Source organism: Pyxidicoccus sp. M15 (genome assembly GCF_056858435.1).
Map to the genome: position 1 here is coordinate 1,069,853 of NZ_CM166495.1, position 24,628 is coordinate 1,094,480.

Sequence of the window (24,628 nt, forward strand, 5' to 3'; positions counted from 1 at the left end):
CGGACCTTGATTCATCCCATGCCGACCCGGTGTCCCGTCTGTGGCGAGGGCACGCATGTGGAGCGTGTGCGCTGCGGCGCGTGTGACACGGCGGTGGAGGGGCGCTTCACCACGGGCTGGGTGCAGGGGCTGTCGCCCGAGCAGCTCGCCTTCGTGCGCGTGTTCCTGAGCTGCCGCGGGAAGATCAAGGACGTGGAGCAGGTGCTGGGGCTGTCCTATCCCACGGTGGTTTCGCGGCTGGACGCCGTGGTCGCCGCGCTGGGCGAGGACGGCCCGGCCGCCGCGCCGCCGCCGCCCGCTCCGCCGCGCGGTGGTCAGCGCCGCGCGCAGATTCTCGATGACCTCGCGGCCGGGCTCATCGACGCAGACGAGGCCGCACGACGCCTGAAGAAGGCCCAGGAGTGAAGGCCATCATGTCCGAGTCAGAGCCCTCCCCGCAGTCTTCCGAAGCCACGTCGGACACACCGCCCGGTGCCTCGCCGCGTCCGGGTGAGCGTCACCTGATTCCGTGGGGCCAGCGGGCCGAGCTGGAGCTGCACGCGAGCGCGGCGGCCCTCACGCTGACGCCCCTTCCCGAGGGCGAGAAGCCCTACCTCGTGGCGCACGGGCCGGTGGACGTCCAGGTGCGCGAGCGCGGCAGCGTCACGCGCGTGGAGCTGAACATCCGCGAAGGCGGCTTCTGGTCCTTCCTGTGGCGGAGCATGCCGCAGGTGGAGCTGTTCCTCCCGGCCAACGCCCGGGCCCGGCTGAAGCTGGACGCGGGCATGGTGCGCGTGGCGGGGCTGAAGGACTGCGAGCTGGACGTGACGACGGACGCGGGCATGGCGGACGTGCGCGACGTGCACGGCAAGCTGACGCTGCGCACCCGCGCCGGCAGCATCTTCGGCCAGCGGGTGGGCGGGACGTTCGACGTGCAGGCCTCGGCCGGCTCGGTGAAGCTGGAGGTGGACGCGCTCACGCCGGGCGAGCACCGCATCGTGTCGCAGATGGGCGCGGTGGACGTGCGGCTGGTGCCGGGGCTGGACGTGTCGATTGAGGCGCGCACGTCGCTGGGCTCGGTGCGCAACGGCTACCCGTCGCGTCCGGGCGCGCCCACGCGGCTGCGGCTGGAGACGGACCTGGGCTCGGTGCGCGTGCGCGAGTCCCACGCGCCGGGGCGCGAGGCGGACGGCGAGGAGCCGCACGGCTGGGAGCACGACGCCCGGCGCTGGCAGCGGCAGACGGAGCGGTGGCAGCGCCGCGCGGAGCGTCACGCCGAGCGCTGGTCTCGGAGCTGGGGCGGCCCGCCGCCATGGGCCGGGCACGGCCGGCCTCCGGAGCCTCGTCCGCCGGGCTGGGGCGGACCGTCGCCGTGGGCCGCGTACGGCCGTCCTCCGGAGCCTCGTCCGACGACGGCGGGCGTTCCCGACGAGGAGCTGCGCCGGGTGCTGCAGCTGGTGAGCGAGGGGAAGGTGAGCGTGGAGGACGCGGAGAAGCTGCTGCGCGCCATGCAGCGCTGAGCCGGGTAGGCTCGCGTCCACCGTGCAGTCCGTCCTCTTCTTCTCCGACAGGCAGGTGCGTGAGGCGCTCTTCGCCCGGGTGGACGGGACGCGCGGGCTGCTGCTCGTGACGGGGGTGCGGCACGGGCCGGCCATGCGGACCCCGGAGGCGCGCGAGCCCTTCGCCACGCTGGAGCGCCTCCACGGTGACGTGCTCTCCCAGGTGCTGGTGGCCGACGAGGGCACCACGGAGGGCATGTGGAGGGACCCGCTGGGAGACCTGGGCGACCGGCTCTACCCGGACAGCCGCGATGACGCCTACGCCGCGTCCACCGGCTACCTCCTGCTGGAGGACGGCCGCCCGCGCGCCGTGGTGCGCAAGCACGGCACCCCGGCCGAGGACCTCTGGTTCCTCCAGGAGGCGCTCAGCCGCCTCACCCCGCGCGTGCCGGAGCCGGACCCCGCGAAGCGCCCCGGCCACAAGCGGCCGGAGCCTCCACCGCGCTCCCCCCGGCGTCCCGCCAGCTCGGGCGCGCGAGAAGAGGAGGTCGCCTGGGATGCAGAGGCCAGGCGCCCCGGCGCGCGAGGCACCGGTGCACGGGACGCGGGCGCACGTGACGCCGACGCGCGAAGCACCGGCACGCGGGGGCCCGGCGCACGAGACTCCGGCGCCCGGGCCTGGGACGACGAGGCCACTCCTCCTCGCGGCACCCGCGTGCCTCCACCGCGTCCCTCCGTGAGGGACGCCTGGACGGTGCTGGGCCTCTCCCGGGACACGCCGCTGGACGAGGCGCGCAAGGCCTTCCGCGCGCTCATCACGCAGTACCACCCGGACAAGGTCGCCCACCTCGCGCCCGAGTTCCACGAGCTGGCGGAGCGCCGCACGCGCGAAATCCTGGACGCATGGGACACCGTGGAGCGTGCCCTCTCGGGCCAAGGCGAGGGCGAGGGCGGGGACGGGGGCTGAGCACCGCTGCCTGCCTCACGGCCGGGCATGCCGGGGCCCACCGTGCTGTGAACATCTTCGGGGCATGCCGCCCTTCGACTGGCAGAACATCTGGGTGCCGGACCTCAACCTCTTCGAGGTGGTCTTCCGCGCCTCCGCCGTCTACCTCTTCGCGCAGCTCGTGCTCCGGCTGACGGGTCGCAAGGAGCTGGGGCGCTCCTCCACCTTCGACATCGTCCTGCTGCTCATCATCTCGGTGTGCCTGCGCAGGAGCATCGTGGCCGACGACGACAGCCTGACCTCGGCCTTCGTGGCCTTCGGCACGCTGGGCCTCTGGGACCGCTTCTTCTCGTGGCTCTCGATGCGCAGCGAGAAGGCGGCGGAAGTGCTGGCGGGCAGGCCCGTGGAGCTGGTGCGCGAGGGCCGCGTCAACGAGGCCAACCTGCGCAAGAGCCTGATGTCCCGCTCCGAGCTGCTCAGCCGCCTGCGCGAGCACGGCACCGAGTCGCTCCGCAAGGTCCGGCTCGCGTACCTCGAGCCGGACGGGAAGGTGACCTTCATGATGAAGAAGGAAGGCGAGGGCCCCACGCTCCAGTGAGCGCGCGCGCCCTTCAGCCCGCGGACGACACGGACGCGCCGGGCGCGGCGTCCAGCGTGAAGCGGGCGATGATGGGCATGTGGTCGGACAGCCCGTGGAAGCGGCTCTGCGGGTCGCCGAAGGGGCAGGTCTCCTGCGCGTCCAGCCAGCGCACGCCGCCCCCGGAGAACATGTGGTCCAGGTGCATGCGCATGTGCATGAAGCCCGCGGTGGGGAAGCCGCGCGACGTGTTCGGGTCAATCTGACCCACGGCGGCCTGGGCGCAGGTGAGGCACGCCTCGCCCGTGAGGTAGCGGAACACCGGTGACGCCGGCGGTGAGTTGAAGTCCCCGCAGACGATGTACGGCTCGCTGCCCGAGTGCAGGCGCATGAACTCCGCCAGCTTGCGCGCCTCGTGCAGCTGGTTGGGGCCGCAGCCCATCTTGTCCTTCGTCGCCCAGAACTCCTTCGCGAACGGCGTGGGCAGGCTCAGGTGGGTGTTGAAGATGTGGAAGCCGCGCCCGTCCGAGCGCCGCACCAGGCGCATGTGCGCGCAGATGCGGCTCTGCTTGCGGTCCTTCAGTCGCTGCACGTGGTGGTAGGTGATGTGCTGGGGCGCGTCCACGTTGTGCGTGTCCACCTGGAGGGTGCGCGTGTTGACGAGCATCGCGAGCCCGGTGGTGTAGAGCGACACCTCGCCGACCTTGTAGTGGTGGGCGCGGAAGTAGAACGCCTCGTAGGGCATCTCCCGCGCCTGGGCGCCGAAGGTCTCCACCATGCGGTCCATGAAGGCCGCCAGCTGCGTCTCTCCCGGCTGCTTGGGCCGGTGGGCGATGGTGCTGCGCAGCGAGGAGGTCTCCACCTCCTGCAGGCAGACGATGTCCGGCAGCGGGTCCAGCGAGGACAGCGCGGCGGCGACCCGGCGCTTGGGGCCCACCGTGCTCGCCAGGCCGCGCAGCATGTGGCCGAAGTAGCGGACGTTGTACGTGACGATTCGCAGACCGGAGTCGTTCATACGCAAGTGGGGGCCCGTGCCGGGCCGTACGGTGAAACTACCAACCGCGAAGCCGCGCGGCCCTGGTCCCGGGTCCGCTTGTGCACTTTCGGGACATCTGCCTGCCTGCTCGCTGCCGCGTCCGGCCGCACGCCGCCGGACACTCCGCGCTCCCGGGAGCGGGTGCCCGCCTGCCCGCCCGGCGGCAGGCCGGGCAGCGTCACGGGCGAGGACGGCCGCCGTGCCTCATGCGGAGCGCTTCACGCGCACCACGGTCTCCAGCAGGTGCTCCAGCGCCAGCCCGGGCTCCGGATTGGGACCGCGGCACAGGCCCGAGTGCACCGGGCCCGTCTGGATGATGGTGCTGCGCGGGGCCACCAGCCAGTGCCACCTGTCCTTCTGCGGCAGCCGGCCGATGGGGCCCGAGTCCTTCCCGCCGTCGCAGACGCGCCGGAAGCTCTCCAGGTGGCTGCGGACGCTGTCCACGTCCACGTCCGGCGCGAGCGCCTTCAGCCGCGCCTCGTCCAGCTCCACGCGCGCGCCGAGGTAGCGCTGGGTCGTGCAGAAGAGGACGACACCCGCGTTGATGAACTCCTCGCGCTCCACGCGGGGCACGACGCGGATGATGGCGTAGTCAAACGAGCTGGGCGCGGGCACGGTCCGCCTCCTCGAGGAACGCCGGCAGCGCGTCCACGCGCTTGAGCAGCCAGGTGACGTACGCCGCGCGGTGCGCGTCGGCGGTGGGGAAGGGGGACTCGGTGCCCGTCAGCCACGCCTCGGGGATGGCGGCGATGGTGCGCTCCACCACCTCGCGCGTGAGGGCCGCGCGCAGCGTGGCCTCCACGGTGGGCAGCGCGCTGGCCCACGGCAGCAGCACGTGGTCCTTGATGGGGCCGAAGCGGCTCTGGCTGCGCGCCTCCCAGTCCTCCCACGAGTGGTGGAAGTAGAGCGACGCCCCGTGGTCGATGAGCCACAAATCCCGGTGCCAGCTCAGCATGTTGGGATTCTTCGGCGTGCGGTCCACGTTGGTGACGTACGCATCGAAGCCGACGATGACCGACGCCACCGAGGCCTCCGGGAAGGGGCCGGCCAGCGGGTCGAACGTCACCGAGCCGGGCAGGTAGTCCAGCCCCAGGTTGAGCCCCGCGCTCGCCTTGAGCAGCTCGCGAATCTCCGAGTCCGGCTCGTTGCGGCCCAGCGCCGGGTCCAGGTCCACCAGCACGACTTCCGGCACCCGCAGGCCCACCGCGCGCGCCAGCTCGCCGGAGATGAGCTCCGCGATGAGCGCCTTGGCGCCCTGGCCCGCGCCCCGGAACTTCACGACATACAGCCCCGCGTCGTCCGCCTCGATGATGGCGGGCAGCGAGCCGCCCTCCCGCAGGGGCGTCACGTAGCGCGTGGCTGTGACAGTCCTCAACATCCCTTGCTCCCGTCCTCGCCCGGCCCGTCCCTGACGCCGGCCGCGCGCCGCCCTGTAACACGCCCGGCCCCGCCGCGGCATCCCGGGCCCCATGTCCGAATTGATTGCGCGCAATTGAATTGTGTCCTATTCATTGGCCATGTCGGTGGATGACCCGCTCAGCCTGGACGCGCAGCTCTGCTTCCCGCTCTACGCGGCGGCGAGGGCCGTCACGCAGGCCTACGCGCCGCTCCTGTCGAAGCTCGGACTGACGTACCCGCAGTACCTGGTGATGTTGGTCCTGTGGGAGACGGATGGGGTGACGGTGAAGGGGATGGGGGAGCGGTTGTTCCTGGACTCGGGGACGCTCACGCCGCTGTTGAAGCGGCTGGAGGCCCAGGGGCTGGTGAAGCGGGAGCGGTCGAAGGAGGACGCGCGCTCGGTGCACGTCCACCTCACGACTCAAGGGCGCGCGCTCAAGCGCAGGGCCGCGTCCATTCCCGAGGCGATGGTCTGCAAGATGGGCCTGTCGCTGGAAGAGCTGTCACGCATGCGCCGCGACGTCCAACGGCTGTTCGAAGCGCTGTCGAAGTCCCAACCTGAACCCTCGAAGTAATTCCACAGGAGCATTCCATGGCCCCCGTTACCGTCAGCCCCCTGTACACCACCACCGCCACCACCCACGGCGGCCGCAGCGGCCACGTGAAGTCCGCCGACGGCGTCATCGACCTGGCGCTGGCCCTGCCCAAGGAGATGGGTGGCCCGGGTGGCGTGAAGGCCAACCCGGAGACGCTCTTCGCCGCGGGCTACTCCGCCTGCTTCGAGGGCGCGCTGCGCCTCGTGGCGCGCATGCAGGGCAAGACGCTGGGCGAGGGCGTGGGCATCACCTCCGCCGTCACCATCGGCAAGACGCCGGACGGCGGCTTCGGCCTGGCGGTGGAGCTGACGGGCATCCTCCCCGGCATGCCCCGCGACGAGGCCGAGAAGCTCATGCACGCGGCCCACGAGGTGTGCCCGTACTCCAAGGCCACCCGCGGCAACATCGACGTGAAGCTCTCCGTCGCGCAGTGACGCGGACGCCGCGGGCCCGGGGCGCATCCTCCCGGGCCCGTGTGCCGCGCTCACACAGCGGCCCTGTACCTTCGTGCAAGGTGCCGTCAGGTTTCAGTTTTTTTGAATAATGGCACGTCCCTTGAAGTCGACAGTGCGCAGGGGGACGAACCAATGCATGAGCGCCAGCTGATTCCCATGGAAGTCGCGGGCAGCGCCGTCTCGGGCGCGGTGGACCTGCTGCTGGAGGACCCGGACATCGGCGAGGTGTTCTGGTGGCTGCGGCCGGAGACGGGCCCGCTTCCCTCCAGTCCCCTGCGCGGCACGCGGCTGTTCGCGGTGGCGCAGAAGGGCTGCGGCATCATCGGCCTCGCGGCGCTCTCCAACATCGACGGCGAAGCGCGCTACGCACGGCTGAGCTGCGCGGTGGCGGCGCCGTACCGGCTCGCGGGCGCGGGCCACTGGGCCGCGACGGAGACCATCCGCCGCGGCGTCCGGCTGGACGGCCTGCGCCACGTGGAGGCCTTCGTCCGCGCCGGCGGCGACACCGCGCGCCGTGTGCTGGAGTCGCTGGGCTTCCGCGCGCGCGGGTCCTCCTTCTCTCCCGTGGACACGCCGCCCCCCGGTCACCTCTGTCTGCGACTGGATTTGCCCGACGACTCGAAGGGCCACTTCCTCATGGCCGGCCGCGCCCGGCCGGCCGCCCGGCCGCTCTCCACGGCCCTCTCCGCCTGAGCGGGCCGTGGCGAGTCATGACGGCCTCATGGGAAACCCATTTCCCGAGAATCAGAAATGTTTGACCTCGGTGAGTACCTGACGTGAGTGGCGGGTGACAGTACCGAAGCGCGTCAGGGACTCTTCCCTCAAGCGCTTCGCGGCCTCGCTGCTCGCGTAGCGGCGCATCGCGTCCAGCTCCGTCAGTTCGTAATGGCACACGTAGCGTGCCCAGCCGTCCGGGGCGGGCTCGGTGTCGCGCCACTTGCGGCAGGAGCGGAAGCCCGGCTCGCGCAGCACCTCGGGGACGTGGGTGTCCTCGTGCCACCGGTTCCACGCCTCCTCGGCGCCGGGCTCCACCTCGATGACGACGACGTAGAGCGCGAGCGTCACGGCTTCGCCCCGGGCACCCAGGTGCCCCAGTCCACCAGCCGCGTGCCGTCCACCGGCTCCCGCTTGCCGCGCTGCTGGGGGGCGCGGAAGAGGGTGTCGCTCAGCGTCTGGAAGCGGGCCTCGAGCGCCAGCCCCGCCAGCGAGCCGTCCCACGGGTCCGCGGCGTACGTCACGACGCGCGCGCCCCGCGTGCCGCCCACGTCCTCGGGCGTCTCGCGCTGGAGCACCGGCACCTTGTTGCCCCGCAGCTCCAGCGTCCCGCGCGTCGCCGCTCCGGCCCCCGCCGTCTGGGGCGGCCACTGCTGGATGTCCAGCGCCTCCCACGCCAGCGAGAGCACGGCCTCCTCTAGCGGCACCGCGTCCGCCTGCGAGAAGTCCGGGCACGGCTGTGCGCCGCTCGCGGGCTCGCCCTGCATGCGCAACACGAAGCCGCGCTCCGCGCCCATGCAGACGCGCATCGCGGACGGCGTGCCGCCCGAGTCCATGTGCAGGTCGTACCAGGTGCCCGGGCCCATGGGCAGCGTCAGCGCGGGCTGCGGGGCGGAGGCGTCCGCGCTGCCCTGGCGGACCTCCGTCAGGGTGAGCTGCGAGCCGCCGGCCACGCCGAAGCCGGACAGCGTGGTGCTCGCGTCCAGCAGGCCGTTGGTGAGGTACAGCGGCCCGGCGTCGCTGGCATAGAGGCGGCTCTCCTGCGGGCCGTCCACCGGGCGCTTGTCATTGAGGTAGCGCTTCGCGTCCCAGGTGCGGCCGGCGGCGGTGAGCTGCTCGGTGCTCTCAACGCCCTCGCGGACGGGCTCCAGCTTGCGCGTCTCGTCCGAGCGCATGGGCAGCACCAGCGAGCGCGCCAGGCGCAGCTGCGGCAGCGGCGCCCCGCCGTCCCCCGAGAAGGACACGCCCAGCCACACCCAGGGCGCCTTCACCGCCACCACCTCCACCGTCACCACCCCGGCCACCGCCGCGGAAGGAACGTTCGTTCCACCGCGCGCGCCCGGCCGGCCGCGGTTGGCGGAGAAGGCGTACATGACGCGGTCCCCCACGCGGGCGCGCTGCCAGGGCGACGTGCCCTGGGTGGCGGTGGGCGTCCCGGGCGTGGCGGCGTCCGGCGTGGCGGCGTCCGGCGTGGACACCGTCCCGGCATCCTGTCCCGGCGAGGGCGTGCCGTCCGCGGGCGGGGTGGGTTTCGGTTCCATGCTCTTGCAGCCGGGGCCGAGGGCCAGCGCCGCGCACAGCAGGACGGCGCGCGACAAGACGGGGGCAGGACTCTTTCTCATACGGGAGACCTCGTATCCGGGCCGGCATTGCGCGACCCCGGGCGGGGCTTGATACACCGGGGGGCTGGACGCCCCCAACAATTCTGGAGTTGCGCGCCTCATGCCCACGAACCTGCCCATCCGCCGCGTCGTCCTCTACAAGCATGGAGTTGGATATTTCGAGCGACGGGGGAAGGTGAGCGGCAGCGACACGCTGAACCTGGACTTCAAGGCGCGCGACATGAACGACGTGCTGAAGTCGCTCACGGTGCTCGACCTGTCGGGCGGCTCGGTGTCGGCGGTGAGCTACGACTCCACCAAGCCGCTGGAGCAATTGCTGGCGGAGGCCACCATCCGCATTCCCGCGGACGGCAGCCTCACGGCGCTGCTGGGGCAGATAAAGGGCGCGCGGGTGCGGGCGCGCGTGGGCGGCGGCCAGGTGGAGGGCTCCATCATCGGCCTGGACTCCCTGGCCGTGGCGGCGGGGGAGACGAGCGTGGTGCGGCCCTTCCTGTCGCTGCTGGTGGGCGGCTCGCTGCGCACGTTCGACGTGCTGGACATCTCCGAGCTGGAGTTCCTCGACGAGGCGGTGCGCAAGGATTTGGAGTTCTACCTGGCCACGGTGCTGTCCTCGTACAAGAAGGACAGCAAGCGGATGGCCATCCTCACCGCGGGGCAGGGCGAGCGCGAGCTGTTCGTCAGCTACGTGGTGGAGGCCCCGGTGTGGAAGACGAGCTACCGCATCCTCCTGGACGAGGGTGAGGCGCCGCTGCTGCAGGGCTGGGCGCTGGTGGACAACACCGGTGACGAGGACTGGGTGGACGTGCAGCTGTCGCTCATCGCCGGGCTGCCGGTGTCCTTCGTGCACGACCTGTACAACCCCCGCTACATGAAGCGGCCGGTGGTGGAGGTGCGGACGGAGGCGGCCGCCGCGCCGGTGATTCCGGAGGAGAGCTTCGGCGGTGCCATGGACATGATGCCGGGCGCGGTGGCCGTGGCGGGTCCTCCGCCTCCGGCGCCGGCCATGGCCGCGCCCATGGCGCCCCGCCGGGCCCGGGCGGAGAAGGCCCTGGTGGGCGGGCCGGGCGGAGGCGGGCCCCGGCTGCGCGACGCCCTGGAGCAGCAGGCCATGGCGGTGACGACGCTGACGAAGGACGTGGGCGACCTCTTCGAGTACGGCGTGGACCGGCCGGTGACGGTGCACCGCAACCAGAGCGCGCTGGTGCCGATTCTGCACAAGCCCTTCGAGGGGCGGCGGGTGCTCCTCTACAACCGGGCCACGCGCGAGAAGAACCCCATGGCCTGCATCGAGCTGAAGAACACCACGGGCCTGACGCTGGAGGGCGGCCCGGTGACGGTGTCCGAGGACGAGCGCTATGTGGGCGAGGCGATGCTGGACACGATGAAGCCCAACGACAGGCGCTTCGTGCCGTACGCGGTGGAGCTGGGCTGCGTGGTGTCCGTGGAGGACCGGATGGAGGACGGGCCGGTGTTCCGCACGGTGGTGAACCGGGGCACGCTGGTGGTGGAGTACTTCCACGTGCGGCAGACGAAGTACCTGGTGCGCAACAAGGCGCCCCGGCCGCAGGTGCTCTTCGTGGAGCACCCGCGCACCGGCTGGGAGCTGATGAAGGACATGCCGGAGCCCGCGGAGACGACGGACGGCTTCTGGCGCTTCAAGCGCGAGCTGGCCCCCAGCGCGCACGACGAGCTGGTGGTGGCCGAGCGCACGCGCGGCCAGCGCCAGTACCTCATCTCCAACGTGGGCCTGGACGAGGTGACGTACTTCGTGTCGTCGCGCTACATCGACCGGCAGGTGGCGGACGCGCTGCGCGAGGTGGTGGCCCTGCGCGACAGGGTGGCCGCGCTGTCGCGGGACGAGCAGCGCCTGACGGCCGAGCGCGAGCAGCTCTTCAAGGACCAGGAGCGCATCCGCTCCAACATCGAGTCGCTGAAGAGCGGCGCGTCCCAGCGCGAGCTGGCGGAGCGCTTCGTGGGCAAGCTCAACGAGCAGGAGGACCGGCTGGAGGCCATCGGCCGCGAGCTGGAGCGGCTGGTGAAGGAGCGGCTGGCGGCGCAGGAGGAGCTCAACCGCCGCGTCCAGTCCATCAGCTACCAGGCGGAGCTGTAGCCGCCCCGGGGCCCCCAAGGCTCACGTGGCCTCACGTGGCCTCACGTGAGCCGGGCCGTCACAGGCCGTAGTCGTGCTGGAAGTGGTCCTGGCACACCGGCCACATGCGCAGGGTGAACTGCGCCTCGCCGCCCTGGCACCAGGCCGGGGCGCTGGCGCCGGTGTGGCACGCCTCCCGGTAGAAGGCGTGCGCGTCGTCCGGGCCGGTGCAGCTGTCGTACGCCCCGGCCAGGGACACGCCGTACTCGTCCATCGTGCTCTCGACGCACTCCTTGATGGGCAGCGCCACGTCCCAGTCGCACCGGCGGTACAGCGCCGGGTCCACCACGGGCGCGCACGCGCCGTTGGCGCAGTCCAGCTGCAGGCGGAACTGCTTGCCCGCGCCGGTGCCGGTGCTCACCACCACCAGGTAGTCGCCGCCCTCCGCCAGCGCGAGCGCGTCCACCCGGCTGAGCTGTCCGTAGCCGGAGTCGTCGTCCTGCGCGAGCGCCGCGGCGCCGTAGCCGCCGTCCGCCCGGCGCGGGCCGTACACGAACAGGCCCGTGTCCAGGTACATGCTGCTGCCCAGGTGCGTCACCTCCAGCTTCACCTGCGCGCCCGCGCGCACGCTGAAGCCGAAGGACAGGTACTGCGGATTCGTCGTGAAGCGCGTCTGCACCGCGCCGCCCAGCTCCACCCGGCCCATGTACGCCGTGCCGTCCAGGACGTCGCCGCTCGCCGACGTGGGCGGTGCGTACAGCAGGGGTTGCGCGCCCTCACCGAAGGGGGAGCCCTCTTCCGGCTCCTGCGCGGGCCCGCAGCCGCACAGCATCAGCGCGGGGAGCAAAAGCCACGACTGCAACCGCTTGCGAAGCATCGCGCACTTCCTGGGGTGTGAATCTCGGAACGACGGTCGGTCCGGAAGGATGGCGGGCGTGTGCCACACCCCGCGCCTCGCGTTCAAGGCACAACGCTTCATCTGCCGTGTAACCACCACTGTTGGCACCGCCGTCACACCTCCGGTGCGGGAATGACGCGCGGACCACCCGGCTGTGACGCGGCCGGGTGCGGGCAGCGCCTACAGCGCCTTCACGCGACGGCGCGGCTCAGCCGGAGGAGATGCGCCAGCGCAGGGCGCCGTCGGCCCCGGGGGCGATGACCTCCACGCGGGGGTTCTTCGCGCTGGAGCACTCGAGGTACGCCTTGAAGCCCCCGGCCAGCTCGTTGAGGGACACCGGCGTCTGGTACGAGAACTGCCGCAGCGTCAGCACGCCCATGCCGTTCTCATCCGAGTGCAGCAGCTCGCCCTGGTCGCAGTACGAGCGCCACATGCGCCGCGCCATGCCGAGCACCATGCTGGGCGTGGTGAAGCGCAGCACCATCTTGAAGATGGAGTGGATGTCGCGAAGGGTGACTTCGTAGCCAATCGTCTGCGCGCCCGCGGCCTTGCCCTCGAAGTGCTGGTCCACCACGTGCTGGACGATGCCGAAGTACGTCTCCACCGGCACCCAGCCCACCGCGAGCGTCGTGCGCGGGTCGGTGTGCGTCCTCAGCTCCGGCGCCAGCGACTCCACGGCCAGGCGCGCCGTCTCTTCCCCGAAGCGCTCATGCACATAGGCGAGCAGGTTCTGGACGGTGAAGCCTTTGTAATGCACCCCAGACAGTGAAGATGTCACGGCTCGCTGCCCCCCGCGCCAGCCGGTGGGGCTGGTGTAGCCCGACCGGATTAGGCGGTGAGGCTGTATGCTAGAGCACACCACAAGCCAGCGAAAATAGCTGGCCGTGAACCTCGCGCGCCCGGCGCCGTCGAGCGCTCGCTCGCCGGGCGCGGCTCCGAGGGCACGCATTGCTCTCGGAGTATTCCGGGGTTCGCGGCCGCGGGGCTGCAACCCTACAGTGCGGCTGCCTTTTCACAGGCCCGAACTTGAGGGGTGGTTCAGGTGCCGGGGGCGCGGAAGACCTCCGCGCCGGCCACCACCGTCAGGCGCACCTTCGCGCCGGGCAGCTCCGCGGGGGGCGCGTCCACCGGGTCCACGGACAGCGCGACGAAGTCCGCGTCCATGCCCGGCTTCAGCCGTCCGCGCTGGCCTTCCGCGAAGGCCGCGTAGGCGGCGCCCACGGTGAAGCCCTCCAGCGCCTGCTGGCCGCTCAGGCGCTGGTCGGCGTACCACCCGGCGGAGGGCTGGCCCTGCCCGTCCTGCCGCGTGCGCGCCGCGTACAGCCCGCCGAGCACGTCCGGGCGCTCCACCGGGAAGTCACTGCCCAGCGCCAGCACCGCGCCGGACGCCTTCAGCCGCTGCCACGCGTACGCGCCGCGGATGCGCTCCGGGCCCACGCGCGCCTCGGCCCACGGCATGTCGCTGGTGGCGTGCGTGGGCTGCACGCTGGCGATGAAGCCGCTCCTGCCCAGCCGGTCGATGTCCTCCAGGCGCATCACCTGCGCGTGCTCCACGCGGTGCCGGCCGTCCTTCGTGCCGGTGGCCTCGGCCGCGCGGGTGAGCGCGTCCAGCACGAGGGTGTTGGCCCGGTCTCCAATGGCGTGCGTGCACACCTGGAAGCCCCTGCCCATGAAGGCCGCCACGCGCTGCTCGTACTCCTCGGGGGACAGCAGCAGCAGGCCCTTGTGGCCGGGCTCGTCGCTGTAGTCCTGGTGCAGCGCCGCGCCCCGGCTGCCCAGCGCGCCGTCCAGGCTGAGCTTCACCGCGCGCAGCGTGAGCAGCTTCCCCTGGAAGGGGCCGTCCTTCAGGTACGTCTCGCGGTCCTTCGTCTGCCCGTCCGCCATGGCGTAGACGCGCAGGGGCAGCTTCCCCTCCGCGTCCCACCGCTGGAAGAGGCGGAAGGTGCGCAGGTCCATGCCCGCGTCGTGCACGCCGGTGAGCCCCGCCTGTGCGCAGCGCTCCACCGCCGCCTTGAGCCGCGCCTCGTGCTGCGCGTCCGTGGGCGGGGGCAGCACCGCGAACACCAGGTCCATGGCGTTGTCCACGAGGACGCCGGTGGGCTCGCCGTCCGGCCCCCGGAGGATGCGGCCGCCCGCGGGGTCCTTCGTGTCGCGGCCAATCTTCGCGCGCCGCAGCGCCTCGCCGTTGACCCACAGCGCGTGGCCGTCCACGCGGCTCAGCGCCACGGGCGTCGTCGGGTACTTCGCGTCCAAATCCTGGCGCGAGGGGAAGGCCTTCTCCGGCCAGTCGTTCTGGTCCCACCCGGTGCCCAGCAGCCACTCGCCCTGGTACGCCGTCTGGGGGGCGGCGGCGACGCGCGCCACCGTCTCCGCCCGGGTGGCCGCGCCCTCCAGGTCCACCGACACCAGCCCGCCGCCCAGCCCCGCCAGGTGGCCGTGCGCGTCGGTGAGGCCCGGCACCACCGTGGCGTCGCCCAGGTCCACCACGCGCGCGCCCTCGCCCGCGGCGGCCAGCACCTCTTCCTTCGTGCCCGTGGCCAGCACCTTGCCCTCGCGCACCGCGAGCGCCGTCACCACCGGCCGGTCCGCGTCCAGCGTCCGCACCCGGGCCGCCACGTACACCGTGGTGCCCGCCGCCTGGGCGGCATCCTTGCCCGCGTCGGGGCCGCGCCGCGCGCAGCCGGCCACGCCCGTCAGAAGGAGCACCGCACCGAAGAGTCCACCGATTCGTCGCAGCATCGTGTCTCGCACCCGCCGTAGGAGGAGGCCCACCCCAGGTCCGGGGCGGGCGGCGGGGCGCACTCTGGCGCAGTCGGGGTTCACGGGCCAGTGACTTGCCGCGCGGCGCCTCCCGTCATGCAAGGCATTGCGCGGCGCGTCTGTCTTTGCCCCGGGGCTTCACGGGTGGTCCGGGTGCAGCCGGTGCCGCCACGAGGTGCGCTGCCGGGTGTAGCGCGGGTTCTGGAACAGCTTGATGAGCACCAGGCCGGCCACGAAGCCGCCCACGTGCGCCCAGAAGGCCACGCCGCCGGACACCATCTCGTCCATGGTCATCAACTGGGGCAGGCCGCTGATGACCTGCACCACGAACCACCACAGCAGCACCGCCCAGGCGGGCACCGGGATGATTTGGATGAAGATGAAGATGACGAAGAGCATGTTCACCCGCACGCGCGGGTAGAGCACGAGGTAGGCGCCCATGATGCCGGAGATGGCGCCGGAGGCCCCCACCGTCGGCATCGTCGAGCCCGGGTCCACCAGTACGTGCGCCGCCGCCGCGGCCAGCCCGCACAGCAGGTAGAACACGAGGAAGCGCGCGCGCCCCATGCTGTCCTCGACGTTGTTGCCGAAGACCCAGAAGAAGAGGCAGTTGCCGATGAGGTGCATCCACCCGCCATGCAGGAACATGGAGGTGATGGGGGTGAGCCTGTCCACCGTCGGGTCGTTGACGCCGCACGACAGGCCGTCGCCCAGCTTCAGGATGGAGCCGACCGGCAGCATCCCCGTCAGCTTCGCGGGCACCATGCCCAGGGTGCACACGCTCTCCGCGAGCTTGATGGCGTCCAGCCCCGCGCCCTGGATGACCACCCAGGTGAAGAGGATGGCGCCGAGCAGCAGGTACGTCACCACGGGGGTACGCAGGGTCGGGTTGTCGTCGCTGATGGGAATCATCGCAGGCCCCCATCTTGAGCACGGGTGGCACGGGGATGGCGAGGTTGTGCGGCGCACGACGCAAGGCGCCACGAAGCCCTGCCGGCTCCGCGCGGCGCGGGTAGGGTGCCGCTTCCGTATGGGACAGACACCAATCACCCCGCGCTCCATCCCCCTGCCCGCGCTGCGCATGCAGGCGCTGGAGGCGGGCCCCGCCACCGGCCCGCTCGTCCTGCTGCTGCACGGCTTCCCCGAGCTGTCCGAGAGCTGGCGCGACGTGCTGCCGCTCCTGGGCGCCGCGGGCTTCCACGCGGTGGCCCCGGACCTGCGCGGCTACGGCGGCACGGACCGGCCGGCCTCCGGCTATGACCTGGACACGCTGGCGGAGGACATCGTCCAGCTGGCGCGCTACCTCCAGCCCGGCCGGCCCGCGCACCTGGTGGGCCATGACTGGGGCGGCGGCATCGCCTACCACGTGGCGGCCTTCCACCCGGACGTGGTGGACCGGCTCGCCGTCGTCAACTGCCCGCACCCGACCGTCCTGGCGAAGCGCATCTGGTGGCCGCCCCAGCTGGCGCGCTCCTGGTACATGTTCTTCTTCCAGCTGCCCGTGCTGCCCGAGCGCCTGCTGTCCGCGTACGGCGGCGAGGCGGTGCGCCGGATGATTCGCCGGGGCATGGTGGACGCCTCGCGCGTGAGCGACGAGCGCCTGGCGCCCTACGCGGCCCACTTCTCCCACCCGGACGCCGCGCGCGCCGCGGTGGACTACTACCGGCAGGCCATTCGCGGCCTCTTCACGCCCCGGGGCGCCCGGCGGCTCCTCCAGCACTACCCCCGCATCCACGCCCCCTTCCGCCTCGTCTGGGCCGAGGAGGACTTCGCGCTGGGCCGGGAGCTGACGGTGGGCCTGGAGCCGTACTTCACCCACCCGCCCGACGTGCGCTACCTCCCCGGCGTGGGCCACTTCGCGCCCCTGGAGGCCCCGGACAAGGTGGCCGCCCTGCTGCTGGAGCACCTGGGGCCGGCCACACGCTGAGCGTGGGTGGTGGACAGTTGCCCAGGGCAACTGTCTGGCGGGGCACTTGGCGCCGGGCGGAGGGTGAGGGATGGTTGCCCACCTCACACTCCCGCGGAGTCATGAGAATGAACCTGTCGTTGATCCGTCGCGGCGCCTCGGCGCTGCTCCTGCTGGCCGCCGTCTCCCTCACCACCGCTGGCTGCGCCGGCCACCGCAAGGAGGCCTTCCTCCACGAGAAGTCCCGCGAGCACGTCTACCGCAAGCCCATTGGCGAGGTGTGGCCCCAGGCCGTCGCCCTGCTGAAGGAGAAGGGCTTCTCGTTCCGCGCCGGCAAGGAGGGCTTCGAGGCGCAGACCGAGTTCAAGATGGAGGGCGCCCCGTCCTCGCTGGGCACCACCTACGTGGCCTACCTCGTGCGCGGCGTCCAGAAGGGGCCCGGCCAGTGCTCGCTGGAGTACTGGAAGCGCATCTCCACCGAGGCGCGCGGCGCGGACAACACCACCGGCCGCCAGAACGAGGTCAACGACGCGGCCCCGCGCACGGACACCGGCAACTTCAACCGCGACGAGGAACTGGAGTGGGAGCTCATCCAGCGCGTGGACGTCGAGTCCGCCACGTCGCTGAAGGCCCAGGCGGAGAAGATTCAGTAGCGCTTCAGTCGCGCAGCGGCAGCTCGACGGTGAGCCCGTCGAAGGCCACCTCCACCGGCCCCTTGTACTCCTCGCGCGCCTGCGCGAGGAGCTTCCCGGGGTCGGTGTCGTGGCGGCTGGACAGGTGGGTGAGCACCAGCCGCCGCACCCCCGCCTCCCTCGCCACGCGCGCCGCCTCGCGCGCCGTGGAGTGGCGCGTCTCCAGCGCGCGCTCCTGCTCGTCGTCGGAGAAGGTGGACTCGTGGATGAGCAGGTCCGCGTCCTTCGCCGCCTTCACCACCGAGGCGCAGGGGCGCGTGTCCCCGGAGATGACCAGCCGGCGCCCGGCGCGCGCCGCGCCCAGCACGTCCTCCGGCTTCACCTCGCGCCCGTCCGGCAGCGTCACCGGCTCGCCCTTCTGCAGCTTGCCGAAGCTGGGCCCCTCCGGCACGCCCAGCGCGCGCGCCGTCTCCACGTTGAAGCGCCCCGGCCGCTCATCCTCCACCAGCGCGTACGCCAGCGCGTTGATGCGGTGGTCCACGCCCACCGCGTGGATGGCGTAGCCATTGCGCTGCACGACGTCCCCGTCCTTCACCTCGTGGATTTCGATGGGGAAGGCCAGCGACTCCAGCCCCAGGTGCACGGCCTGGTGCAACAGCCGCTTCGCCGGGGGCGGCCCGTACAGGCGCATGGGCTCGGCGCGGCCCATCATCCCCAGCGTGCGCAGGAAGCCGATGATTCCCAGGTAGTGGTCCGCGTGGAAGTGCGTGAAGAACACCGCGTCCACGGTGAAGCCGGTGCCGAAGCGCACCATCTGCCGCTGGCTGCCCTCGCCACAGTCGAAGAGGAGCAGGTCCGCGTCCGCCTTCACCGCGAGCCCGGACAGGTTGCGGTGCAGGGTGGGCTGCGCGGCGGAGGTGCCGAGGAAGGTGAGCCTGAGGAGGGACATGCCGGCGCTTCCCACGCGTGAGAGGACCTCCGTGCGCCCGAAGGTGCGGCGCGAGGCGGCCATTTACCAGGGTTGGACGCCCGCGTGTTATGAGGCCGCCCCCCTGACACTCGCATGTCCGACTCCCTGACTGTAGGCCCCACCGCAGACCCCCGCCGCGTGCGCACCCAGGACGGCCGCGTCCTCACCGTGCCTGACGGGTGGGCCCTGCTCCCCCCGGGCGATGCCGGGCTCACCCGCCGCGTGAAGGCCGCCGGCCCCACCTGGACGGTGGTGGAGAAGGTGGGCCGCAAGCTCTTCTCGCGCGGGGTGTGGGCGCCACAGGCCCACATCGTCCGGGCCCGCGCCGTGCTCGACGCCGAGCGCGCCACCCCCGCCTACGAGAAGAAGCTGGCCGCCGGCCGCGAGCGCCGCGCCCGCGAGCAGGAGCAGTACGAGGTGGACTTCGCCAACTCCGTGCTGCGCTTCCTCGCCTTCTCCCCCGCGTGGCTCCCCCACGCGAAGCGGCTGGCCGTCCTCGTGGCCGCCCACGCCACCCCCGTGGGCAGCGGCACCGTGGCCCGCACCGAGCGCATCCCCATTGAGCGGCGCGCCGAGGCCGCCGTCATCGCCTGGATGCGGCACCAGACGACCACCTACGACGACATGCGCATCGCCCGCGTGAAGGGCGCCCGCCGCGAGGTGCGCCGCGAGCTGGCCGAAATCTCCCGCGCCGTGCTGGACCTCCACCGCCGCGACGTCCCCCACGGCCCCAGCGCCTGCCCCCTCTGCACCGCCCTCGCCGCGCCCGTGAAGAGCCGCCCCGACGGCCCCTGAGCCGCACGGGCCTGGATGTATGCCCGGGCCTTCCGAAGACGCACACGCCCGCGCGCGTCACCCCTGGGACTTCACAGGGGGATAAGCCGCACCGTGTGGGTTTATGACCCGGCGGTCAGCGATATTTGCGTTGTTTCTGACCGGCGGGTTAGTAACCGCCCGTCATGCCCCGTCCCGCGGACCCTCATGCTCGCAGCGCCCTGGTGGCCGCCGCCCGGGCGGAGTTCGCGCGCAAGGGCCTGCGGGGTGCGCGCATCGAGGACATCACCGCCGCGTGTGGGCTGTCCAAGGGCGCCTTCTACCTGCACTTCCCGTCGAAGGAGGCGCTCTTCGGGGAGGTGGTGGGCGCCTTCCAGGCCGGGCTGGACGCGCTGAACGCGCAGCGCATGGAGGCCGTGGAGCGCTTCTTCGAGGAGCACGGCGTGCCCGGCCCGAAAGACAGACAGGAGCGCAGCGAGCGCTTCCGCCAGCTCATCGAGCTGGAGTCCGCGAGTGATTTGGCGGCCATGGAGTGGGTGTGGGCCTACCGTGACGTCTCGCTGGTGCTCGAAAGCGGCAGCCAGGGCACGGAGTTCGAGTCGCTCCTGTGGAACGTGACGGACGCGCAGGTGGAGCGTGTCGCCCGCAACTTCCAGCGCCTGCAGGAGGCCGGCGCGGTGGACCGGGAGATGGACCCGCACCTGTTCGGCTCCGTCATCGTCGGCGCGTACCTGCTGCTGTCGAAGCAGATGGCGCGCATGCGCGAGAAGCCGGACCTGACGGCCTGGGCCCGCACGCTCCAGCGGCTGTGCCAGGAGGGCACCATGCCCCGCCTGGAAGCCCCGGCGGAGGCCCCGGCCCCCGTGCGTGCCCTGTCCGCGCGCGCCCCGAGACCTTCATCCCCTTCCACGCGCCGGCCCCGCGCCCGCGCGAAGACCCGTCGCACACCGAGGAAACCCGAGTGAACTCCACCAGGAAGCCGTCCGCCGTCCGCGCGCTCGCCGCCTTCGGACTCGCCGCCGCCGCGCTGTCGCTGTCCGCCTGCCAGAAGGCGGACGCCTCGGCGCCGACGGTGCCCGTCGCCACGCCCGAGGCCGCGCCCGCCGTGAAGGTCGTCTCCGCGCGCACCGTCCAGGCCGCGCCCAGCGAGCAGGTGACGGGCACGCTCTTCCCCGCGCAGGGCCTGCAGGTGGGCTTCGAGGTGGGCGGCCGGCTCGCCGCGGTGAAGGTGGCGAAGGGGCAGGTGGTGAAGAAGGGGGACGTGCTCGCGCAGCTGGACTCGGAAATCTCCGACGCGCAGGTGGCCGGCGCCGAGGCCGCGGTGGCCGCCGCCGAGGCCGCCGCCGGCATGGCCGCCGACGTGGCCGCGCGCAACGTGAAGCTCCAGCAGGAGGGCGGGGTGAGCGACTTGCAGAACCGCTCCTCCACCGCCGCCGCCGCCCAGGCCCAGGCGCAGGTGCTGGCCGCGAAGGCGCAGCTTGCCCAGGCCCGCGCCGCGCGGCGCCGGCACGAGCTGCGCGCGCCCTTCGCGGGCACCATCATCGACGCGCCGGAGCAGACGGGCGCCACGGTGGCCCCGGGCACGCCGCTCTTCACCCTGGAGCACCTGGACACGCTGCTCCTGAAGACGACGGTGGCCGAGTCCATGCGCTCGCGGCTCAAGCCCGGCGTGAAGGTGCGCGTGGAGTCCGTCGGCGCGCGGGCGTCCACGGAAGAAGCGGTGGTGCGCACCATCCTCCCGTCCGCGGACGCCGCCACCCGCCGCGTGCCGGTGGAGCTGGCCGTGCCCAACACGGACGGCCGCTTCGTGGCGCACACGCTGGCGCGTGCGGTGCTGCCCATGGGCGAGTCGCAGGCGGCCCAGGTGGTGCCGGGCACCGCGCTGTCCTCCAGCAACGGCGACCATGTCTGGGTGGTGACGGGCGGCGAGGTGCGCCGGGTGGACGTGCAGGTGCTGGAGCGGCGCGAGCGCGAGGTGGTGGTGCTGGCCCCGGCGCCGCTGGAGTCCGTCATCGACCACCCGACGCCGGGCCTCGCGCAGGGCACCCGCGTCTCCGTGAAGTAGCCGCTCTCCTTCGCAAGGCCCACCTGGAGCCTCCCCATGCTTCTCAGCGACGTCTCCATCCGCCGGCCCGTCTTCACGGCCATGCTGTCGCTCTGTCTCATCGTCCTGGGCCTGATGGGCCTGGGCCGCGTGGGCACGGACCTCTACCCGGACGTGTCCTTCCCGGTGGTCGTCATCAACACCGTCTACAAGGGCGCCGGCCCGGGCGAGCTCGAAACGCAGGTCATCAAGCCGATTGAAGACGCCGTCGCCGGCATCAGCGGCGTGGACAAGATTCACTCCTTCAGCCGGGAGAACCTGGGCACGGTGGTGGTCCAGTTCAAGCTGACCGCCCCGCTGGACCGGGCGGTGCAGGACGTGCGCGACAAGGTGGCGGGCATCGCCAACAAGCTGCCCCAGGACGCGGACGCGCCCGTCATCGGCCGCGTGGACCTGTCCGCCACGCCCATCCTCACCTACGCGGTGTCCGCGAACCTGCCCTCGCAGGAGTTGCGCCGGCTCATCGACGAGCGCATCACCCCCGCGCTCGCGCAGTTGGAGGGCGCCGCGGAGGTGCGCGTCACCGGCGGCGACACGCGCGAGATTCAAATCGACATCGACCTGGACAAGGCGCGCGCGGCGGGCGTGTCCCCGCTGGCCATTGCCCAGCGGGTGGGCGCGGAGAACCTGGACCTGCCGGCGGGCCGGCTGCAGCTCGGGGCCAGCGAGCTGACGGTGCGCTCGCTGGGGCAGTTCAAGGACGTGGAGGAGATTCGCGCGCTGCCGGTGGCGCGCAGCAAGACGGGCGCGCAGGTGCGCCTGGACGAAATCGCCACCGTGACGGACGGCGTCGCGGAGCGGCGCACCCTGGCGCGCCTCAATGGCCAGGACGCGGTCATCCTCGAGCTCGTGAAGCAGCCGGGCTCCAACACCCTGGCGGTCAGCGCCGCGGTGAAGAAGGTGATGGAGGACATGGCGCCGGCGGTGGGCAGCGGCTTCGCGGCCACGCTGCTCATCGACCAGTCGGTGCTCATCGAGGCGAACGCCCACGAGGTGTGGATTGCCCTCGTCTTCGGCGGCGCCATGGCGGTGCTCATCATCCTGATGTTCCTGCTGGACGCGCGCGGCACCTTCATCTCCTCGCTGGCGCTGCCCACCTCCGTCATCGGCACGTTCTTCGTGATGTACACGCTGGACTACACGCTCAACCAGATGACGCTGCTGGCGCTGTCTTTGGCCATCGGTCTGCTCATCGACGACGCGGTGGTGGTGCGCGAGGCGATTACCCACCGGCTGGAGCAGGGCGAGGACCCGGTGAGCGCCGCGTCCAAGGGCACGCGGGACGTGGGCCTGGCGGTGCTCGCCACCACCCTGTCGCTGGTGGCGGTGTTCGTCCCGGTGGCCTTCATGCCCGGCATCGTCGGCCAGTTCTTCAAGCAGTTCGGCATCACCATCTCCGTCGCGGTGCTCGTCTCGCTGTTCATCTCCTTCACGCTGGACCCCATGCTGTCGGCGCGCCTGGCCAAGGCGCGCGTGCCGGGCGAGGTGCACCGGGACAACGCGGTGGCCGCGGCGCTGCGCCGCTTCCTGGAGGGCACCGAGCGCGCCTACGAGGGAATCCTTCGCTGGGTGCTCGCGCACAAGTGGGCCACGGCGGGGCTCACGGTGCTGGCGCTGGTGCTGTCCTTCGGCGCGGCGAGCCGGCTGGGCGCGGAGTTCATGTCCCCGGAGGACCGCTCGCAGTTCCTCGTGGACCTGACGCTGTCGGACTCGGCCAACCTGCTGGAGACGCAGGCGCGCACCGCGGAGGCGGAGGCGCTGCTCAAGGGCATCCCCGAGGTGATGGACATCTACGCCATCGTCGGCATCAACGGCGACGTGAACAAGTCGCGCCTGCGGGTGCTCACGGTGGGCAAGGACGCGCGTGAGCGCGGCATCCAGACGCTCAAGGAGGAGGCGCGCGCGCTGCTGGCGCCGGCGCTGGTGGCCACGCGGGTCAACCTGAGCGACCCGCCCATGCTCGAGGGCCTGGGCGACTACTACCCCATCATGGTGCGAATCACGGGCCCGGACATTCCGCGCGTCACCCAGGAGGCCGAGCGCATCGCGGGCATCCTCCGCGAGCTGCCCGGCACGGCGGACGTGCGGGTGGAGGCCAACCCGCCGAAGCCGGAGATGCAGGTGCGCATCGACCGCGCGCGGGCGAGCGACGCGGAGGTGAATGCGGCGGGACTGGCCACGCAGCTGCGGCTGGCCATCAGCGGTGACGTGGTGGCGAAGCTGCGCGAGGGCACGACGGAGACGGACATCCGCGTGCGCCTGGCGGAGAAGGACCGCGCCACGCCCGAGCGCGTGCGCCAGCTGGAGGTGTACACGCCGCGGGGCCTGCGGCCGGTGTCGGACCTGGCGGACGTGGAGCTGCGGGACGGGCCGAGCGTCATCGAGCACGACAACCGCGAGCGGCAGATTGCCGTCTACGCGCAGCTGGGCAAGGGCGCGGCGCTGGGGGACATCGCGAAGGCGCTGAAGGAGCGCGTGGCGGCGCAGCCGCTGCCGCCGGGGTATGCCATCCGCTACGACGGGCAGATGAAGAGCCTGGACGAGCAGAACGACGCGTTCGGCATGGCCTTCGGGCTGGCGTTCGTCTTCATCTACATGGTGCTGGCCAGCCAGTTCGAGTCCTTCAAGCACCCGTTCACCATCATGGTGTCGCTGCCGCTGGCGCTGGTGGGTGCGCTGCTGGGGCTGGTGGTGACGGGCTACAACCTGTCGATGGGCGCGATGATTGGCATCATCCTGTTGATGGGCCTGGTGACGAAGAACGCCATCCTCCTCATCGACGGTGCGCTGCAGCACCTGCGCGAGGGCGACACGGTGGACCAGGCGCTCTTGAAGGCGGGCCCGCGCCGGCTGCGGCCCATCCTGATGACGAGCGCGGCCATGGCGATTGGCATGGTGCCCACGGCGGTGGGCACGGGCGTGGGCTCGGAGTTCCGCGCGCCCATGGCGATTGCCGTGATTGGCGGCGTGATTACGTCCACGTTCCTCACGCTGCTGGTGGTGCCGGTGGTGTTCGCGGGCATGGAGCGGATTGGCTTCCGCCGCCGTCCGGCCGCGCAGCCGCCGGCCATGCCCCAGGTGCCCGTCGTGGAGCAGGGCCCGGGCAAGGCGGCCTGACGAAGGCTCGGGTCCGTGGCGTTCGCCACGGGCCCGGTGCTCAGCGTGACGGTCCGCTCAGGGGTGGGGTTCGGAACCCTGGGGCGGAGGCGCAGGGGCGGGGAGAGGCGCTGGCTCCTGGGCGGGTGCCGGCGTTTCGCCTTCGGAACCCTGGGGCTGCGATGGTGCTTGTTCGGGAGGTGGCGGGCTTGATGGCGCTGGAGCCTCTCCTTCTCCCGGCAGTGCCTCCGCGACCACTTCACCTTGAGGTGTGACCGCGTACTCGTACCACCAGTCGAGGACCCGTCCTCTCGGGCCTCCGCATCGGTCGAAGCGTTGATGCAGCACGACGTAGTAGAGGCCCACCGTCGGGCCCGTGAAGATGGCGACATCCAGGCCCTGCTCGGGGCTGGAGCACCCATCGAAGAGGCGCGGGAACGGATTCTGCTTCACCAGCTCACGAACGGCGGCGGCCGCGGCGAGCGCCGCACCTGCCGCCATGGGTTGACCGACGAGGCTGGCGGAGTGTTCGTCTGGCCATTCGACCGGACCCTTCCAGGCGGGACTCCGTGCGACA

At 72.0% G+C, this 24,628-nt stretch carries 24 protein-coding genes; 14 read left to right on the top strand and 10 right to left on the bottom strand.

The genetic code is table 11. From position 1 onward, the window contains the following. The first annotated feature begins 18 nt into the window (after positions 1 to 18). The 4 genes from ACX9TP_RS04295 (at position 19) to ACX9TP_RS04310 (ending at position 3,022) form a co-directional block, all read left to right on the top strand. Positions 19 to 405, top strand: a complete 387-nt coding sequence (locus ACX9TP_RS04295; RefSeq protein WP_482978428.1) for a DUF2089 family protein — start codon at positions 19 to 21, stop codon at positions 403 to 405. 8 nt (positions 406 to 413) lie between these two features. Beyond that, the gene (locus ACX9TP_RS04300) at positions 414 to 1,499 is read left to right on the top strand and encodes an SHOCT-like domain-containing protein (protein ID WP_482978429.1); all 1,086 of its coding nucleotides are present in this window, start codon (positions 414 to 416) and stop codon (positions 1,497 to 1,499) included. 22 nt (positions 1,500 to 1,521) lie between these two features. Continuing rightward, the gene (locus ACX9TP_RS04305; RefSeq protein ID WP_482978430.1) at positions 1,522 to 2,445 is read left to right on the top strand and encodes a DnaJ domain-containing protein; all 924 of its coding nucleotides are present in this window, start codon (positions 1,522 to 1,524) and stop codon (positions 2,443 to 2,445) included. A gap of 64 nt (positions 2,446 to 2,509) precedes the next feature. After that, positions 2,510 to 3,022, top strand: a complete 513-nt coding sequence (locus ACX9TP_RS04310; protein WP_482978431.1) for a DUF421 domain-containing protein — start codon at positions 2,510 to 2,512, stop codon at positions 3,020 to 3,022. Positions 3,023 to 3,035: 13 nt separating this feature from the next. On the opposite strand, the gene ACX9TP_RS04315 is transcribed toward ACX9TP_RS04310, so the two are convergent. The 3 genes from ACX9TP_RS04315 to ACX9TP_RS04325 all read right to left on the bottom strand — a co-directional run bounded on the left by ACX9TP_RS04315 (position 3,036) and on the right by ACX9TP_RS04325 (position 5,415). After that, a complete protein-coding gene (locus ACX9TP_RS04315; protein ID WP_482978432.1) occupies positions 3,036 to 4,016 on the bottom strand; it encodes an endonuclease/exonuclease/phosphatase family protein in 981 nt (326 codons plus the stop codon). A 225-nt stretch (positions 4,017 to 4,241) separates the two neighbouring features. Further along, complete coding sequence (locus ACX9TP_RS04320; protein WP_482978433.1) at positions 4,242 to 4,652, bottom strand: DUF3037 domain-containing protein; 411 nt, start codon at positions 4,650 to 4,652, stop codon at positions 4,242 to 4,244. Further along, positions 4,630 to 5,415 (bottom strand): HipA family kinase, encoded by a 786-nt coding sequence (locus tag ACX9TP_RS04325; RefSeq protein ID WP_482978434.1) that lies wholly within the window; start codon positions 5,413 to 5,415, stop codon positions 4,630 to 4,632. Before ACX9TP_RS04325 ends, ACX9TP_RS04320 begins: the two co-directional genes overlap by 23 nt. Before the next feature lie 121 nt (positions 5,416 to 5,536). Between ACX9TP_RS04325 and ACX9TP_RS04330 the strand changes: the two genes are divergently transcribed. The 3 genes from ACX9TP_RS04330 (at position 5,537) to ACX9TP_RS04340 (ending at position 7,179) form a co-directional block, all read left to right on the top strand. Next, a complete protein-coding gene (locus ACX9TP_RS04330; protein WP_482978435.1) occupies positions 5,537 to 6,010 on the top strand; it encodes a MarR family winged helix-turn-helix transcriptional regulator in 474 nt (157 codons plus the stop codon). A gap of 17 nt (positions 6,011 to 6,027) precedes the next feature. Next, positions 6,028 to 6,465, top strand: a complete 438-nt coding sequence (locus ACX9TP_RS04335) for an organic hydroperoxide resistance protein (protein ID WP_482978436.1) — start codon at positions 6,028 to 6,030, stop codon at positions 6,463 to 6,465. A 153-nt stretch (positions 6,466 to 6,618) separates the two neighbouring features. Then, complete coding sequence (locus tag ACX9TP_RS04340; protein WP_482978437.1) at positions 6,619 to 7,179, top strand: GNAT family N-acetyltransferase; 561 nt, start codon at positions 6,619 to 6,621, stop codon at positions 7,177 to 7,179. Positions 7,180 to 7,230: 51 nt separating this feature from the next. Here the strand turns inward: ACX9TP_RS04340 and ACX9TP_RS04345 are convergent, their stop codons facing one another. Beyond that, positions 7,231 to 7,551: a DUF4286 family protein gene (locus tag ACX9TP_RS04345; protein ID WP_482978438.1), complete on the bottom strand. Its 321-nt coding sequence runs from the start codon at positions 7,549 to 7,551 to the stop codon at positions 7,231 to 7,233. Next, complete coding sequence (locus tag ACX9TP_RS04350; RefSeq protein ID WP_482978439.1) at positions 7,548 to 8,822, bottom strand: DUF6068 family protein; 1,275 nt, start codon at positions 8,820 to 8,822, stop codon at positions 7,548 to 7,550. Before ACX9TP_RS04350 ends, ACX9TP_RS04345 begins: the two co-directional genes overlap by 4 nt. Positions 8,823 to 8,922: 100 nt before the next feature. On the opposite strand from ACX9TP_RS04350, the gene ACX9TP_RS04355 reads away from it, so the two are divergent. Then, positions 8,923 to 10,932, top strand: coding sequence for a hypothetical protein (locus tag ACX9TP_RS04355; RefSeq protein WP_482978440.1), 2,010 nt, complete (start codon positions 8,923 to 8,925; stop codon positions 10,930 to 10,932). A gap of 58 nt (positions 10,933 to 10,990) precedes the next feature. Here ACX9TP_RS04355 and ACX9TP_RS04360 read toward each other — a convergent pair whose 3' ends face one another. The 4 genes from ACX9TP_RS04360 to ACX9TP_RS04375 all read right to left on the bottom strand — a co-directional run bounded on the left by ACX9TP_RS04360 (position 10,991) and on the right by ACX9TP_RS04375 (position 15,481). Then, positions 10,991 to 11,788, bottom strand: coding sequence for a hypothetical protein (locus tag ACX9TP_RS04360; RefSeq protein ID WP_482978441.1), 798 nt, complete (start codon positions 11,786 to 11,788; stop codon positions 10,991 to 10,993). A gap of 229 nt (positions 11,789 to 12,017) precedes the next feature. Continuing rightward, complete coding sequence (locus tag ACX9TP_RS04365) at positions 12,018 to 12,566, bottom strand: hypothetical protein (RefSeq protein WP_482978442.1); 549 nt, start codon at positions 12,564 to 12,566, stop codon at positions 12,018 to 12,020. 281 nt (positions 12,567 to 12,847) lie between these two features. After that, entirely contained in the window at positions 12,848 to 14,548 is a 1,701-nt protein-coding gene (locus ACX9TP_RS04370) for an amidohydrolase (RefSeq protein WP_482978443.1), read from the bottom strand. A 159-nt stretch (positions 14,549 to 14,707) separates the two neighbouring features. After that, on the bottom strand, positions 14,708 to 15,481 hold the full coding sequence (locus ACX9TP_RS04375; protein WP_482978444.1) for a rhomboid family intramembrane serine protease: 774 nt from the start codon (positions 15,479 to 15,481) through the stop codon (positions 14,708 to 14,710). Positions 15,482 to 15,599: 118 nt separating this feature from the next. Here ACX9TP_RS04375 and ACX9TP_RS04380 point away from each other — a divergent pair, with 118 nt between their 5' ends. Further along, positions 15,600 to 16,496: an alpha/beta fold hydrolase gene (locus ACX9TP_RS04380; protein ID WP_482978445.1), complete on the top strand. Its 897-nt coding sequence runs from the start codon at positions 15,600 to 15,602 to the stop codon at positions 16,494 to 16,496. Positions 16,497 to 16,603: 107 nt separating this feature from the next. Continuing rightward, positions 16,604 to 17,128, top strand: a complete 525-nt coding sequence (locus ACX9TP_RS04385) for a hypothetical protein (RefSeq protein WP_482978446.1) — start codon at positions 16,604 to 16,606, stop codon at positions 17,126 to 17,128. A gap of 4 nt (positions 17,129 to 17,132) precedes the next feature. On the opposite strand, the gene rnz is transcribed toward ACX9TP_RS04385, so the two are convergent. Next, complete coding sequence (gene rnz / locus ACX9TP_RS04390; protein ID WP_482978447.1) at positions 17,133 to 18,056, bottom strand: ribonuclease Z; 924 nt, start codon at positions 18,054 to 18,056, stop codon at positions 17,133 to 17,135. Positions 18,057 to 18,170: 114 nt separating this feature from the next. On the opposite strand from rnz, the gene ACX9TP_RS04395 reads away from it, so the two are divergent. The 4 genes from ACX9TP_RS04395 (at position 18,171) to ACX9TP_RS04410 (ending at position 24,072) form a co-directional block, all read left to right on the top strand. Then, on the top strand, positions 18,171 to 18,872 hold the full coding sequence (locus ACX9TP_RS04395; RefSeq protein ID WP_482978448.1) for a DUF2293 domain-containing protein: 702 nt from the start codon (positions 18,171 to 18,173) through the stop codon (positions 18,870 to 18,872). A 164-nt stretch (positions 18,873 to 19,036) separates the two neighbouring features. Continuing rightward, a complete protein-coding gene (locus ACX9TP_RS04400; RefSeq protein ID WP_482978449.1) occupies positions 19,037 to 19,816 on the top strand; it encodes a TetR/AcrR family transcriptional regulator in 780 nt (259 codons plus the stop codon). Beyond that, positions 19,813 to 20,916 (top strand): efflux RND transporter periplasmic adaptor subunit, encoded by a 1,104-nt coding sequence (locus tag ACX9TP_RS04405; RefSeq protein WP_482978450.1) that lies wholly within the window; start codon positions 19,813 to 19,815, stop codon positions 20,914 to 20,916. Before ACX9TP_RS04400 ends, ACX9TP_RS04405 begins: the two co-directional genes overlap by 4 nt. 36 nt (positions 20,917 to 20,952) lie before the next feature. Further along, positions 20,953 to 24,072, top strand: a complete 3,120-nt coding sequence (locus ACX9TP_RS04410) for an efflux RND transporter permease subunit (protein WP_482978451.1) — start codon at positions 20,953 to 20,955, stop codon at positions 24,070 to 24,072. Positions 24,073 to 24,628: the final 556 nt, after the last annotated feature.

What these genes read in the sequence shown, in the direction of transcription:
- ACX9TP_RS04310 (WP_482978431.1), top strand. Translation starts at nt 2,510, where the DNA reads ATGCCGCCCTTCGACTGGCAGAACATCTGGGTGCCGGACCTCAACCTC.
- ACX9TP_RS04350 (WP_482978439.1), bottom strand. Translation starts at nt 8,822, where the DNA reads ATGAGAAAGAGTCCTGCCCCCGTCTTGTCGCGCGCCGTCCTGCTGTGC.
- ACX9TP_RS04300 (WP_482978429.1), top strand. Translation starts at nt 414, where the DNA reads ATGTCCGAGTCAGAGCCCTCCCCGCAGTCTTCCGAAGCCACGTCGGAC.
- ACX9TP_RS04370 (WP_482978443.1), bottom strand. Translation starts at nt 14,548, where the DNA reads ATGCTGCGACGAATCGGTGGACTCTTCGGTGCGGTGCTCCTTCTGACG.
- ACX9TP_RS04395 (WP_482978448.1), top strand. Translation starts at nt 18,171, where the DNA reads ATGTCCGACTCCCTGACTGTAGGCCCCACCGCAGACCCCCGCCGCGTG.
- ACX9TP_RS04385 (WP_482978446.1), top strand. Translation starts at nt 16,604, where the DNA reads ATGAACCTGTCGTTGATCCGTCGCGGCGCCTCGGCGCTGCTCCTGCTG.
- ACX9TP_RS04410 (WP_482978451.1), top strand. Translation starts at nt 20,953, where the DNA reads ATGCTTCTCAGCGACGTCTCCATCCGCCGGCCCGTCTTCACGGCCATG.
- ACX9TP_RS04295 (WP_482978428.1), top strand. Translation starts at nt 19, where the DNA reads ATGCCGACCCGGTGTCCCGTCTGTGGCGAGGGCACGCATGTGGAGCGT.
- ACX9TP_RS04400 (WP_482978449.1), top strand. Translation starts at nt 19,037, where the DNA reads ATGCCCCGTCCCGCGGACCCTCATGCTCGCAGCGCCCTGGTGGCCGCC.
- ACX9TP_RS04315 (WP_482978432.1), bottom strand. Translation starts at nt 4,016, where the DNA reads ATGAACGACTCCGGTCTGCGAATCGTCACGTACAACGTCCGCTACTTC.
- ACX9TP_RS04360 (WP_482978441.1), bottom strand. Translation starts at nt 11,788, where the DNA reads ATGCTTCGCAAGCGGTTGCAGTCGTGGCTTTTGCTCCCCGCGCTGATG.
- rnz (WP_482978447.1), bottom strand. Translation starts at nt 18,056, where the DNA reads ATGTCCCTCCTCAGGCTCACCTTCCTCGGCACCTCCGCCGCGCAGCCC.
- ACX9TP_RS04325 (WP_482978434.1), bottom strand. Translation starts at nt 5,415, where the DNA reads ATGTTGAGGACTGTCACAGCCACGCGCTACGTGACGCCCCTGCGGGAG.
- ACX9TP_RS04335 (WP_482978436.1), top strand. Translation starts at nt 6,028, where the DNA reads ATGGCCCCCGTTACCGTCAGCCCCCTGTACACCACCACCGCCACCACC.
- ACX9TP_RS04380 (WP_482978445.1), top strand. Translation starts at nt 15,600, where the DNA reads ATGGGACAGACACCAATCACCCCGCGCTCCATCCCCCTGCCCGCGCTG.
- ACX9TP_RS04340 (WP_482978437.1), top strand. Translation starts at nt 6,619, where the DNA reads ATGCATGAGCGCCAGCTGATTCCCATGGAAGTCGCGGGCAGCGCCGTC.
- ACX9TP_RS04375 (WP_482978444.1), bottom strand. Translation starts at nt 15,481, where the DNA reads ATGATTCCCATCAGCGACGACAACCCGACCCTGCGTACCCCCGTGGTG.
- ACX9TP_RS04355 (WP_482978440.1), top strand. Translation starts at nt 8,923, where the DNA reads ATGCCCACGAACCTGCCCATCCGCCGCGTCGTCCTCTACAAGCATGGA.